This is a genomic window from Ethanoligenens harbinense YUAN-3 (assembly GCF_000178115.2).
Taxonomy (GTDB): domain Bacteria; phylum Bacillota; class Clostridia; order Oscillospirales; family Ethanoligenentaceae; genus Ethanoligenens; species Ethanoligenens harbinense.
Genome location: NC_014828.1, coordinates 1,293,159 through 1,306,288, shown reverse-complemented (window position 1 = coordinate 1,306,288; position 13,130 = coordinate 1,293,159). Strand labels below are relative to the sequence as shown.

The 13,130-nt window shown below is 54.0% G+C and carries 10 protein-coding genes and 1 tRNA gene; 8 read left to right on the top strand and 3 right to left on the bottom strand.

All coding sequences use genetic code 11. From position 1 onward, the window contains the following. Nucleotides 1–27: 27 nt before the first annotated feature. On the bottom strand, nt 28–339 hold the full coding sequence (locus ETHHA_RS06020; protein ID WP_013485098.1) for a YabP/YqfC family sporulation protein: 312 nt from the start codon (nt 337–339) through the stop codon (nt 28–30). 304 nt (nt 340–643) lie between these two features. Between ETHHA_RS06020 and ETHHA_RS06015 the strand changes: the two genes are divergently transcribed. Together ETHHA_RS06015 and ETHHA_RS06005 are read left to right on the top strand one after the other, a co-directional pair. Beyond that, nucleotides 644–1,774, top strand: coding sequence for a nucleoside recognition domain-containing protein (locus ETHHA_RS06015; RefSeq protein WP_013485097.1), 1,131 nt, complete (start codon nt 644–646; stop codon nt 1,772–1,774). A 341-nt stretch (nt 1,775–2,115) separates the two neighbouring features. Then, nucleotides 2,116–2,631 carry a DUF1003 domain-containing protein gene (locus ETHHA_RS06005; RefSeq protein ID WP_013485095.1) on the top strand — a complete coding sequence of 172 codons (516 nt, stop codon included), beginning with the start codon at nt 2,116–2,118 and terminating at the stop codon, nt 2,629–2,631. 136 nt (nt 2,632–2,767) lie between these two features. Here the strand turns inward: ETHHA_RS06005 and ETHHA_RS06000 are convergent, their stop codons facing one another. Both ETHHA_RS06000 and ETHHA_RS05995 read right to left on the bottom strand, forming a co-directional pair. Further along, on the bottom strand, nt 2,768–3,649 hold the full coding sequence (locus ETHHA_RS06000; protein WP_041686713.1) for a LysR family transcriptional regulator: 882 nt from the start codon (nt 3,647–3,649) through the stop codon (nt 2,768–2,770). 254 nt (nt 3,650–3,903) lie between these two features. Next, the gene (locus ETHHA_RS05995) at nt 3,904–5,235 is read right to left on the bottom strand and encodes a D-alanyl-D-alanine carboxypeptidase family protein (protein ID WP_013485093.1); all 1,332 of its coding nucleotides are present in this window, start codon (nt 5,233–5,235) and stop codon (nt 3,904–3,906) included. A gap of 292 nt (nt 5,236–5,527) precedes the next feature. On the opposite strand from ETHHA_RS05995, the gene ETHHA_RS05990 reads away from it, so the two are divergent. The 6 genes from ETHHA_RS05990 to ETHHA_RS05965 all read left to right on the top strand — a co-directional run bounded on the left by ETHHA_RS05990 (nt 5,528) and on the right by ETHHA_RS05965 (nt 13,062). Beyond that, nucleotides 5,528–5,863, top strand: a complete 336-nt coding sequence (locus ETHHA_RS05990; RefSeq protein ID WP_013485092.1) for a PadR family transcriptional regulator — start codon at nt 5,528–5,530, stop codon at nt 5,861–5,863. A 33-nt stretch (nt 5,864–5,896) separates the two neighbouring features. Continuing rightward, complete coding sequence (locus ETHHA_RS05985) at nt 5,897–6,541, top strand: permease prefix domain 1-containing protein (RefSeq protein ID WP_013485091.1); 645 nt, start codon at nt 5,897–5,899, stop codon at nt 6,539–6,541. Continuing rightward, a complete protein-coding gene (locus ETHHA_RS05980) occupies nt 6,534–7,472 on the top strand; it encodes a DUF4097 family beta strand repeat-containing protein (protein ID WP_013485090.1) in 939 nt (312 codons plus the stop codon). The genes ETHHA_RS05985 and ETHHA_RS05980 overlap by 8 nt, the downstream gene beginning before the upstream one ends. 162 nt (nt 7,473–7,634) lie before the next feature. Continuing rightward, nucleotides 7,635–7,708: transfer RNA gene (locus tag ETHHA_RS05975), tRNA-Gln, on the top strand. A 331-nt stretch (nt 7,709–8,039) separates the two neighbouring features. Continuing rightward, complete coding sequence (locus ETHHA_RS05970) at nt 8,040–9,251, top strand: AfsR/SARP family transcriptional regulator (RefSeq protein WP_083803635.1); 1,212 nt, start codon at nt 8,040–8,042, stop codon at nt 9,249–9,251. Between the two features lie 382 nt (nt 9,252–9,633). Next, a complete protein-coding gene (locus tag ETHHA_RS05965) occupies nt 9,634–13,062 on the top strand; it encodes a Spy0128 family protein (RefSeq protein ID WP_013485088.1) in 3,429 nt (1,142 codons plus the stop codon). Nucleotides 13,063–13,130: the final 68 nt, after the last annotated feature.

Sequence of the window (13,130 nt, the reverse complement as noted above, 5' to 3'; positions counted from 1 at the left end):
GCCGCCCACTCTGTCCGGCCAGACTGTTCACAGATATTCCACCGACAGGATGTAGCCCTCTATAATCGCGTAGTTTTTGCGCAGGTTGCGCATGGAAAGCCCGCGGCCGGTGAAGCGTAGCGTGTATTTTCCGGCGTGCAGCCGGATGATGGTATCGTCATATTCCAAGATGGAGCAGTTGCCTTCCACCACCGCTTCGCGGTTTCCGGAAAGCTCCACATGCAGCATGCCGCCCGTAAAGTCAGGCGGTATCTCCAGCGCCTGCGCGGTCTTTTCCAGCACGGCGGCCGGCAGTCTGCGCAGTTTCGCATGGCGTGTTTTGGGATGTTTTCGGGCCATGGCCGTTCCTCCTGCCCGCCGCCCGGCGGCAAAGTATGCGTGCAACCGCCGGCGGTTCCACCATATCGATCCGGTCGGCGGTCCCCGGTCTCTGAAAATTCTATGAGCACCCGGCTATAAAAATACATCCGTGCATATATATGGGATGTCGGTCCGCCGGTTCCGGCGCTTTGTACATAGCCGCGAAAGCAACGCGGCAGAATTTCGCCGCAAACCGTTCTGCATGAAAAACGGCGTATCACCGGCGCGCCTGTCAATCATTTTTACTTTTCACACAAATATTTCCGAAAGCAAGAGGACAGCTATGATCAAAACACCCCGAAACCAACCGCCACGCATCAAAGAGCGGCTGCATGCCTTTCTGCTCACCTCCGGCGCCAGCTTTTTGCTTCTGCTGCTCCTTTTTTCCCCCCAGGCGGGGCTGGACGGCGCACGCACCGGGCTGCTGCTCTGTGCCGAAGTCGTCATCCCCACACTATTTCCATTTCTTGTGCTTTCCTCTTTTGTGATCCATCTTGGGCTGGCCGAACGCTTCGGACGGCTGTTCACCCGGTTAACGGCGGCGCTTTTCAAGCTGCCCGGCGCATCGGCCCCCGTGCTGGTGCTGGGGATACTCGGCGGTTATCCGGTGGGAGCGAGGGCGTGCGCCGAACTGGTAGACACCGGCGCGCTCACACGCGCGGAGGGAAACCGCCTGCTCACCTTCTGCATCAATTCAAGCCCGGCCTATATCATCGGCGCGGCAGGCGCGGGTTTGCTGCACAGCGCCCAGGCCGGCGCGTTGCTCTACGCGGCGCATATCCTGTCTTCCCTGCTGGTGGGGACTCTGCTCGGCATGCACAGCCCCAAACCGTCCGCCGGCGCGCTGGCGCGCCGACCGGTCACGCGCATGCCCGCATCCGGCGCGCTGGTCACCTCTGTAACCGGCGCGGCAACCAGCATGCTGGGCATCAGCGGTTTTGTCGTCTTTTTCTCGTCGCTGTCTTCCCTGCTGTTCTCCACCGGTCTGGTCGGATGGATGGCACGACTGGCCGCCTTTCTGCCGGGCCTGCACTGGTTCGACGCGGGCACGGCGCAAACTCTGCTCAAGGGATTTCTGGAAGTGTCCGGCGGATGCGACGCTGCGGTGCACAACGGGCAATTTGTACTGGAGGCCCTTTCCGCGTTTTTGAGCTGGTCGGGACTGTCGGTTGTCTTTCAGGTGCTTTTTGCCGTACGGGGCACCGGCCTTTCCGCACGCGGCTATGTGGCCAGCCGCCCGCTGCATATGCTCTTTTCCATTTTGTTCACCGTGATACTGTTCTCCCTCTTTCCGGTGGCCATCCCCACTCTGGCCGCAACCTCACGGGTCGCGTTGTCCATGCATAACGCGCCTGCCAGCGCGGCGCTGCTGTTTGCATGCGCGCTGCTTCTGCTGGCACGGGCAACCGTTTAGCCGTGCATCCGGCTTTTCATTTTCATCAAAATCTGCTATGCTAAGAGATGGGGGCGGCTTGCGCCGGCACCTCCGCATGTATTCCATATAATAAGGGAGATAACGGACATGCGTCTGTTTCCGAAAAAAGCATATCCCGCCTGCAAACATTGCCGGTATGGGCGAAAAACCAGCGGCGGAGAAAAAGTCCTGTGCACGCGCAAAGGCATCGTAGAACCGGATTTTTGCTGCCGAAAATATTGCTACGACCCGCTCAAACGGGTACCGGGCCGTCGCCCGGTCCTGCCCGCCTTTTCGCCCGAAGACTTCAAACTATGATCTGTGCTGCAAAGGAGCGGACTATGAAGGAGAAAAGCGTAAAAGAACTGGCTGATCTGATTCTGAACGATCATTCCACCGATAAAGAGGAAGAAGAAGCCCTGCACCTGCTCATCGAAAAACGTCTGGCCAAAGATATCTACAAATCCAAAAACGGAAAGCTCTCCCTTGGCGACCATATGGCGGACAACATCGCCCAATTTGCGGGCAGTTGGAGATTCATTGGTACATTCGTAGCCTGCATGATCGTCTGGATCATTCTCAATGCACTTGCGCTTGCCCACCCATTCGACGCATACCCGTTCATCCTGCTCAATCTGGTGCTTTCCTGCATTGCGGCCATCCAGGCGCCGATCATTATGATGAGCCAGAACCGGCAGGAAAGCAAAGACCGGGAGCGCTCTGAAAACGACTATCTCATCAATTTGAAATCTGAGATCATCATCGCCGACCTGCATGAAAAACTGGACACCCTGCTGGCAAACCAGCAGCGCATTGCAGAACGGCTCAACCGGCTCGAAAAAAAACCGGGCGAATAAAAAACAATGCGCTTGTTATCCCCTGCAACAGGAGGCCCTTTCTGTTCATGCCCACCGGCGAATCGTTGCAACGCGATGTCGCACGTAGCGGGCATCACAGAGCGATGCTTTTTTATGAAGAACCCGGGCCGGGGAATTACGATGGTCCCGAAAATGCACGGCAGATAGCGATGAACTCCTTGATGGCATCTGTCAGGAATTTGTTTTTATGATAAAAAATTGCCAGTTTTCTGCTGAGATCCATGTCTTCGATTCTCAGCTCTTTTAAGAAACCCGATGCGATCTGATCCCGGACAAGCTGAAAAGGCAGCACCGCAATACCCAACCGGTTTTTGGCCGCATTGATAAGCGCTGTCGTGCTCGTGCCTTCCCAATACGGCTGGACAGACAGGCCGATATGATGCATCCTGGAATCAAACAGGTTTCGCACACCGGCTCCCTTTTCCCGCAGGAGCAGGCGTTCGTTCGCGAGATCGGCCGCAGTGATCGGTACTTTGGCGGACAGCGGGTGCTGCGGGTCTGCGACGATGACGATCCGGTCATCACAAAAAACTTCTTTTTTTAGATCGGGTTGATTGTTTTCTTCCATGAGTGCGAGATCCAATTCGTTGCTTCGGAGCATCTCTGTGAGAACGGAAGCTTTGTTTATGTACACCCGGATTTCCGCATCGGGATATAATTCGTTGAATCGTTGTATATACCGGTCGATCAGGGCGGATCCCACCGTATAATTTGCCCCTATGGCCAGCTTTTTGTGCGCGACACTTTCTTTCAGGCTCTCCTCCATTTCATTAAAAAGTTTGGTGATGTGTATGGCGTATTGATACAGCCTTTTGCCTGCTTCGGTGATGAAAAGTTTATGCGAAAGCCGTTCAAAAAGGACAACGCTGTAATAGGTTTCCATCTCTTTTATCGCCTGGCTTACGGATGGCTGCGTCATGAATAATTGATTTGCCGCTGCGGTCATGCTCCGGCTGTCGTGCACCGCAATGAATATCCGCAAATGTCGTATCGTCATCTCAAAGGCTGTTTCCTTTCTCTTTTTTGTCTTGGTCAATCATCGCCTGCTATGCGGGCGCCGTAAACACGAGGCGCTGCGGGATCACAGGCCGTTGGCCACACTCTGTATGCCAGACTGAATATCCGCAATGCTTCACGGCCCGTCTGAGCGACGGAATCAGCGCGCACATCAATTTTTACAACAACAGGCATATTTCGGTAAATGAAAACCACCGGTCGAACCGGTGGTTTTCATTTACCGAACAGCATACATCAAAGGCGATAGCGATTGCGGGGCCTGCGCCGCTTGACACCCGCTTTTTTGCGGCGGTTGTGCCGGTAGGCCAAGATGAAATAGAGCGCCAGCAAGATCACAAGCCCCGCGCAGATGAATTTGAACCACGGCGAGTGGAAAAACTGGCTGATCAGATAAAAGACATACAGCGGCATGGAACGCTCCACTTTTTGTGAAGCCACCAGCTGCACGGTGCCTATTTTCTGCCCGCCAAGCAGCACATCGGCCGTGCAGATAAGCTGCCCCTTCGCCACCGGCGCCGGCACCGATTTCGGCAGGTTATGCGGCACGACGGTCACGGTTGCCTTGCTTTGCGCGGTCGGAATCAGCGCATTGAACTGTTCTTTGGGCACAAGACGGAGATTTTGCTGTTTCCATGCAAACAGCAAGGGCACCTGTGCCTGCGGTGTTCCGGTGTCCAGCAATTCCCGCATCTGGAAACTGCCCAGCACCCATTGATACAGCGCTTTGGTATCTGCAAACGCAGTGTTGTCCACCACCCCGTTGGTGGTGGTTTCTTTCCCGCCCATCACGACCGCGTAATAGGTCATCCCCTTGCTCTGCGCCATGGAAACCAGGCAGGCGCCCGCATCGGTGGTGGTTCCGGTCTTGATGCCTTTGACACTGCTCAGATAGTATTTCGAGCCGCTGGAAAGCAGCAGATTGGTATTCGTGATCTTTACCGCCGTGGTCATGTTCGTGGCGGGGATGGTGTATGACTGGGTGTCTACTACGCCGGCCAGAAAATCGTTTGCCATCACCTGACGGGCGATCAGATACACATCCTTTGCCGTCGTATAGTGATTGGGGTCCTGCAGACCTTCCGGATTGGCGTAGTGGGTGTGGTCGGCCCCGATCTTTTTAGCTTCCGCGTTCATCATATCCACAAACGCGGAAACCGAACCGCCCACATTACGTGCCAGCACCATTGCGCAGTCGTTGCCCGACTTCACCAGCAATCCATAAAGCAGCTGCCGCACCGTGATCTGCTCTCCCGGTTTAAGCCCCAGCACGGAACTGTCGGTGCCGGAGAGCGGCGCAATGTCGTCTTTGGTGACCGTCAGGACGGTATCCATGGCATTACTGTATTTCTGCATCGTCAGCAACGCCGTCATCAGTTTGGTGATGGATGCGGGATACACCTTTGCATCGGCATTTTTTTCGTATATGACGGCGCCCGTGTCGGCGTTCACCAGATAGACCGTACTGGATGAAACAGAAGCGGGCGGATCCCACGCGAGCACAGGCAGGCTGGAAATCCCCACAGCTACAGCCAAAAACAGCACGACGGTCATGATGGTCTTGCGCATGATCAACCTCCGATGATTGTGCAGATATACCCGATCTCTTACGGCAGAAAGCCGGGCAACCTCCTGCCGCGCCGCAAATCCGTGTCGCTCATTCTCCCCGCCATGAGCCAACACGTATCTATTATAGCAGTTTCCGATTAAAAAAGAAAACGATTTGTCCTTTTTTTTCACCTTTGTATGCACAGGCACAATATTGCACAATTCATTATACCTTTTTAAAAAATATACATTGACAGGCGATGTATATTGTGGTATGTTATATCTATCGAAACAAGATTGCGAGGCAAAAGGTGTGTCTATTACTTCCGATCTGATCCGCGGCCACACCGAGGGCATCATTTTATCGCATCTGCACCGGGGTGACAGCTACGGATACGAAATCAACAAATCCATCCAGGAAAAAACCGGCGGCCGGTACGAGCTGAAAGAGGCAACGCTCTACAGCGCGTTCCGCCGCATGGAAGGCGCCGGGTTGATCCGCTCCTACTGGGGCGATAAAGACACCGGCGCCAGGCGGCGGTATTACAGCATCACCGCGCTGGGCCGGCAAGTTCTGGAACAGCATCTGGCCGACTGGGCGGAAGCCAAAGACCTGATCGACCGGCTGCTCACCGCATCCACCCGTTAAAACCGATCAACATTCAAAAGGAGAGGCTGCATCATGTATCAAAAGCTGCGCGCGCATATCGAAGCGCTGTTTGCCAACGCGCCGCACACCCGAAAAGCCCAGGAACTGAAAGAAGAACTGTATGCCGACCTGAGCGCCAAATATGCCGACCTCGTCACACAGGGAAAAAGCGAAGAAGATGCATACCAAATCGTTATCGCCAGCATCGGCGATGTGGACGAACTGCTGCGCAGCCTGCGGTATGACCCTTATGACGCCGACGAGGAAGCCCGCCGCAAAAAATCCGCCGGTATCATTTCCGCCGCGGTGGGTCTGTACATCCTTTCTCTGGTGCCGGTGATGCTCTTTCGGAACACGTTCGGCGCGATTCTAATGTTCCTTTTCATCGCGGCCGCCACCGTCATTCTGGTCTACAATCACGCGTCGAAACCGCGTTATTATCGAGCAGACGACACGGTTGTGGAAGAATTCAAGGAATGGAAAAGCGGCCATGATGATACCCGCAGCCTTTACCGTTCCATTACCGCCGCACTTTGGCCGTTGATCGTCGTACTCTATTTCTTCATCAGTTTCTTCTTCAGCGCGTGGGCCTATTCGTGGATCATCTTCCTGCTTGGTGTCGCGCTGCAAAATATCATCCGGCTGGCGCTGCAACTGCGGAGGGATCGACATGAGTAATCCATACAAACGGCACGGCGCATCACTGCCGGCGCTTGTCATCTGGATCATCATTGCCGCCCTGCTCTTATGCTTCCTGGTTGCCGGGCTCACGCATACGGCCATCAATCCCATCCGGCCCGTCGTTTTCTGGAAAGGCAGCTATACCTCGCAGGAAATCAAAAAAGATGTGGCGCTGGATGGTGTCCACGCCGTCTCGATTTCCGGCAGTGCGGCTGATGTGCGCGTCACCTCTTCCAACGACGATCAGATCCATGTGGACCTCAAACTCCCCACCGACGACAAAACTTCCGCCGCGAACGCTGTCACCATCTCTGACGGCACCCTCTCCATCTCGGCCGACACGGAAAACCACTTTTTCTGGTTCCCGTGGAACTGGTACCCATCCAGCGTGACGCTCGCACTGCCTGCGGCCTATGAAGGCGATTTTTCAATTCAGACCACTTCGGGCGACATTTCTCTGCCGGACAGTCTGCACCTCGGCGCTCTGTCCATCCGCCACACAAGCGGCGATCTGGAGGGCGGCGCGATTACGGCCGCTTCCGCCGACATCCAAAGCACTTCCGGTGAGATCCACTTACAGGCACTGGACAGTCCCCGTTTTACCATTCACCAGACATCCGGCAACACAACCGTGAACCGTCTATCCGGGGCTGGAACGTTCAACCGCGTTTCCGGCGACCTGGAAGCCGATATCGTTTCCATGAGCGGCAACATCTCGTCTTCCAGCATTTCCGGAAACACCCGTTTTTCCCTGCCGGCCGGCCAGTCCGCCAATGTGCGCTTCGGTTGCGTTTCCGGGAACATCCACTCAGACTATCCGCTGTCATTCAACGACGCGCACAACGCGTCCGGCGCCATCGGCAGCGCACCTTCCTATACGCTTTCCGCCCAGACCACATCCGGGAACATCGATCTGACCAAGTCCTGACAACCTTAGAGGCACCCGAAACAAAAAACGCGGCTGTTTTTCGCTGCGCATTTTTTGTTTCGGGTGCCTCTATTTAAAAACAAAATCGGAAATCAATAAAAATTGCATATTAAGGGTTGACATCGATAAAAATATTGGTATAATAGAACTTGCGCTTTTTGCTGCGGGATTGTGTAAGGGTAGCACGACAGACTCTGACTCTGTTTGTGAGGGTTCGAATCCTTCTCCCGCAACCAGCTCAAACCCGCTTTCGATTTTTGGCTTATTTAAGCCAGTGATTGAAAGCGGGTTTTATTTATTTTTATTCTTGGCACAAACTTTTCGCCGCTCAAAAACGGCAATCTGTTCTGCAAAAAGCTCGCACGGAAGATTGCTGTTTCTTAAATTAATCATTCAGGAAAACGCAAAATCAAAAACATCAAACCTAGTATTGATAATGAGATATTGCATGTACAGTAGAATCTGTATCAACGTGATGATTCTGAACATGTGATTTTTGTTTTCACACAGCCTATGCTATAATACATATACCCACCATCCATACAAGGAAAACCTGTAAGGAGAATCATGATGACAAAACGCGCGGCAGAAAAAACTGTGGAGATCACCATGTTCGGCGGCTTTTCTATTCAACGGGGGGATATGGTTCTGACCGATGACCTGCGGCGTACCAAGCAGCCTTGGCTCCTGCTGGAATATCTGATTGCCAACAGGCATACGACGATTTCGCAGGAGAAACTGTTTGAATTGCTGTGGCCGGAAGGAAATTGTGAAAAACCTGCCAATGCCTTAAAAAACCTGATCTATCGCATACGCGGCCTGCTTGAAGGCATCCGTGATGCCGGTGCGTGCGATTTCATCATCTTTACGCGCAACAATTATGCCTGGAACAACGAGATTCCATGCGTTGTCGATACAGAAGAATTTGAAAAGCATTTTCTGGAGGCCCGCGTGCCCGATATTCCGGAAGAAGAGCGCATGCGCGCCTATCGTCTGGCAACCGTATGCTACAAGGGCGAGTTTCTTCCGAAATCCGCATCGGAAGAGTGGGTGGTTTTTCGGAACACGCACTATGCCCGCATTTACATGGAGTGCGTACAGAACCTGTCGGCCCTGCTTCTCAAAAATGGGCAGCATGAAGAAACGGTGGCGCTGTGTGAACACGCAATCGGTTTCGATCCTTTTGAAGAACCGGTGCACGAAATACTAATCCACGCGTATCTGGCGGCAGGCTACCGGCAAAAGGCGATGGATCATTATGAATACATCTCCAACCTTTTCAACGAGAAACTTGGCGTACGTCTGTCCGATCGGTTCCGCAGCCACATGCAGGAAGTTTTTGAAACAATGGACAGCACTGAAAACGATCTCTCCATGATCAGCAAAGATTTAAAAGAAAGCCAAACACCTCCCAGCGCATATTACTGCGATTATGAGATTTTCCGAAATCTCTACCGTATTGAAGCAAGATTTGCCGAGCGGCAAAACCATTCGATTCTAATTGCGCTGTTCACGCTTCGTTCTTCCGCCGCACAATCGGATCCAAAGCGAATCACCGAGGCCATGTCAGTGCTCAAGGACGTCATCCTGCACAGTCTGCGCAAAGGTGACGTGGTTTCCCGGTTCAGCAATTCACAATATCTGGTGATGCTACCGGCGTTGACTTTTGAAAACGGACCGGTGGTGCTAAAACGGCTCATGGAGAAATTCAAAAAAATCTACCGGCATAGAGACATCTCCCTGAACATGACGCTTAATCCCCTCGCCCCCACTACATAGCCGCTTGCAGAACATGGCCGTTCACCCGCACTCTGCAAACAGTTGCAAAACAGGAAGACCTGAAAATCGACAGACGTTGGTTTTCAGGTCTTTCTGTTTTGGTAAATTCTGTAATTTTTTATTTCCTGGAAATACCCTTTCATGTTCACAGGCACTGTAAGAGCAAGGATGAGCATATGGTATAAAAATTTAAAAAAAGTACATAAATTCTTTACAATTGGATGATTTCCCCATCAGTTATGACCGGAACGTGACCGGCGAGCGGTAAAATGTAGATGTGGAGAATATCCTTCTCTTTCCATATGTATATATGTATATACGAACGACTCTATCTCAAAAATGGAATTGCGACCCAAAAACTACGTTAAAGGAGGGCTATACCATGAGGAAGTTTTTAAGCGTGCTCGTGTCATTGCTGCTTGGCTTTTCCTCCTTTCTTCCTACGACTGCAAACGCGGTTACACCCGCGACTGCGCCAGGAACTTATTCCTCAATTGACCAAACCAGTCCATTAAACATTGACGGCTATGATGTGGCAGCCGTCAAACAGGCTACCTTCCTTGTCGTTTGGACAAGGTATCCCGTATCCCAAGACATCCAGAGCCTCATCACGCAAAGCCTGCAAAACGTTCCCGGTTCACAGTCCACAACAAACGCGGTCTATTTCAGCGGGGTGCCCGCCCCCGGGCAAACCATTACCTGCCCCGCACCGGCTTGGGCCGACAGCAATTTCGGCCAATATTACGTGCAATACGGTACAGACGGTCATCTCTATCTCCATGCAACCAAAATCAGCCATTATGTTGTGGGAAATAATGTGTTTCCCTCTTTCAAGGTTAAAAAAGAAATTACCGGCACCTCCACGTTTCCGGATAGTGGTTTCGATTTTGTGCTGAAAGAGGGTTCCACTACGGTCGGCACCGCACACGCCGACAAGGCCGACACCCCATTTTCGTTTAATCTGAACTCCAATTTCCATATGCCGATCACCTTCACCATGAACGAGGTGCAGCCCAGCCCCGTTCCTACCGGCTGGACATACAGCGCCATCTCCTATACAGTAACCATTGATCAAAATCTCAACCTTACCTATGTAGAGAACGACTCATCTTTGCTACAATGCCCGCCTTCCACCACAACTCCTACCATTTTCACTTTTACCAACAATTACACCACCCCCCCACCTGCCACCGTTGATATCCACGGCACCAAAGCAGTCACCGGCACCCCGACGACCACCCCGACTTTCAGTTTTGTACTGAAAGACGGCACCACGACGGTCGGCACTGCACAAGTCACAGGGGCCGGCGACTTCACATTCACAAATATCCCGGTTCCGGCAAGCGGCTCCAAAACCCTCACCATGAGCGAACAGACGCCCACCCCCGTTCCCACCGGCTGGACATACAGCACCGCCTCCTACACGGTCACCATCCAGTCCAACGGCAGCGTCGTATATAATACCAGCGACGGTCGGCAGCCCACGTTCACCAACAGTTACATCACCCCTCCTCCTGCCACCGTTGATATCCACGGCACCAAAGCAGTCACCGGCAACCCAACGACGATCCCGAACGGCGGTTTCAGCTTCGTACTGAAAGACGGTACCACTACGGTCGGCACCGCACAGGTCAGTGGAGCCGGCAACTTCACATTCGCAAACATTCCGGTTCCGGCAAGCGGCTCCAAAACTCTCACCATGAGCGAGGTGCAGCCCGGCACCATCCCCACCGGCTGGACATACAGCGGTGCCACCTATAATGTCATCGTAGGCGCAGACGGCAGCGTCAGCTATCAGACAAGCGCCGGCATTCCTCTGGACGGTCTGCCCACCTTTACCAACAGCTACACCACCCCTGTCCTCAGTACGATCCATGCTACCAAAATCATCGCCGGCAGCCCGACGGCGATCCCGGACGGCGGTTTCAGCTTCGTGTTGAAAGACGGCACGACCACGGTCGGCACCGCGCAGACAGACAAAGCCGGCACCGTTACGTTCTCCATGAGCAGCAATTTTCAGCTGCCCGCCAACGGGACCACCACCCTCGTCATGAGCGAGGTGCAGCCCGGCACCATCCCCACCGGCTGGACATACAGCGGTGCCACCTATAATGTCATCGTGGGTGCAGACGGCAGCGTCAGCTATCAGACAAACGACGGCATCCCGCTGGACGGCCTGCCCGTATTCATTAACAGCTATCTCGCCACCCCCACTTTGAGTGATATCCAGGCTACCAAAATCATTACCGGCAGCCCAACGACGATTCCGGACGGCGGTTTCAGCTTCGTGCTGAAAGACGGTGCAAACACAGTCGGCACCGCGCAGACAGACAAAGCCGGCACCGTTACATTCTCCATGGGCAGCAATTTCCAGTTGCCCGCCAGCGGGACCACCACCCTCGTCATGAGTGAAGTACAGCCCGGCACCATTCCCACCGGCTGGACGTACAGCGGCGCCACCTACAATGTCATCGTAGGAGCAGACGGCAGCGTCAGCTATCAGACAAGCGACGGCATCCCTCTGGACGGTCTGCCCACCTTTACCAACAGCTACACTGCCCCTGTCCTCAGTGCGATCCAGGCTACTAAAATCATCGCCGGCAATCCGACGACGATCCCGGACGGCGGTTTCAGCTTCGTACTGAAAGACGGCTCGACCACGGTCGGCACCGCGCAGACCGACAAATCCGGTACCGTCACATTCTCCATGGACAGCAATTTCCAACTGCCTGCCAGCGGGACCACCACCCTCGTCATGAGCGAGGTACAACCCGGCACCGTTCCCACCGGCTGGACATACAGCAACGCCACCTATAATGTCATTGTAGGCGCAGACGGCAGCGTCAGCTATCAGACAAGCGACAGTATAGCGCTTCCGGTGCTGCCCATATTCATTAACAGCTATTTCGCCACCCCCAATCTGGGTGATATCCAGGCCACCAAAATCATTACCGGCAGCCCGACGACGATCCCGGACGGCGGTTTCAGCTTCGTACTGAAAGATGGCTCGACCACGGTCGGCACCGCGCAGACCGACAAAGCCGGCACCGTCTCGTTCTCGATGGACAGCAATTTCCAGTTGCCCGCCAGCGGGACCACCACCCTCGTCATGCGTGAAGTACAGCCCGACACCCTTCCCGCCGGCTGGACATACAGCGGTGCCACCTATAACGTCATCGTAGGCACAGACGGTAGCATCAGCTATCAGACAAACGACGGCATACCCTTGGACGGTCTGCCCACCTTTACCAACAGCTACACCGCCCCTGTCCTCAGTGCGATCCAGGCTACCAAAATCATTACCGGTAACCCAACGACGATTCCGGACGGCGGTTTCAGCTTCGTACTGAAAGACGGCTCGACCACGGTCGGCACCGCGCAAACCGACAAAGCCGGAACCGTCACGTTCTCGATGAACAGCAATTTCCAGTTGCCTGCCAGCGGGACCACCACCCTCGTCATGAGCGAGGTGCAGCCCGGCACCGTTCCCACCGGCTGGACATACAGCAACGCCACCTACAACGTCATCATAGGCGCAGACGGCAGCGTCAGCTATCAGACAAGCGGCGGTGCAGCCATAAACGACCTGCCCAGCTTTACCAACAACTATATGGCTGTCCCCGTCACCCCGGAAACGCCTACTCCAACAGCAGTCGCCGGAGAATCCTCCACGATCATCGAAAATCCATATACCGGAAACACCGCGTATCCGCCGCTCGCATCTGTATTCGCTATGTTGGGTTTGGCCGGTCTGGTGACCGCCGCTCTCCGCAAAAAACACCGCGACCATTCGAATGACAAGCGTGATTGAAACCTGCGGAATGTCTGCCATAACGAAAACACCTGCGCGACAATAGAGCGATGAACAAAACCCGAAAA

Excerpts from the sequence above, each read along its gene's own strand:
- ETHHA_RS06020 (WP_013485098.1), bottom strand. The coding sequence starts at position 339 with ATGGCCCGAAAACATCCCAAAACACGCCATGCGAAACTGCGCAGACTG.
- ETHHA_RS06015 (WP_013485097.1), top strand. The coding sequence starts at position 644 with ATGATCAAAACACCCCGAAACCAACCGCCACGCATCAAAGAGCGGCTG.
- ETHHA_RS06005 (WP_013485095.1), top strand. The coding sequence starts at position 2,116 with ATGAAGGAGAAAAGCGTAAAAGAACTGGCTGATCTGATTCTGAACGAT.
- ETHHA_RS06000 (WP_041686713.1), bottom strand. The coding sequence starts at position 3,649 with ATGACGATACGACATTTGCGGATATTCATTGCGGTGCACGACAGCCGG.
- ETHHA_RS05995 (WP_013485093.1), bottom strand. The coding sequence starts at position 5,235 with ATGCGCAAGACCATCATGACCGTCGTGCTGTTTTTGGCTGTAGCTGTG.
- ETHHA_RS05985 (WP_013485091.1), top strand. The coding sequence starts at position 5,897 with ATGTATCAAAAGCTGCGCGCGCATATCGAAGCGCTGTTTGCCAACGCG.
- ETHHA_RS05980 (WP_013485090.1), top strand. The coding sequence starts at position 6,534 with ATGAGTAATCCATACAAACGGCACGGCGCATCACTGCCGGCGCTTGTC.
- ETHHA_RS05970 (WP_083803635.1), top strand. The coding sequence starts at position 8,040 with ATGATGACAAAACGCGCGGCAGAAAAAACTGTGGAGATCACCATGTTC.
- ETHHA_RS05965 (WP_013485088.1), top strand. The coding sequence starts at position 9,634 with ATGAGGAAGTTTTTAAGCGTGCTCGTGTCATTGCTGCTTGGCTTTTCC.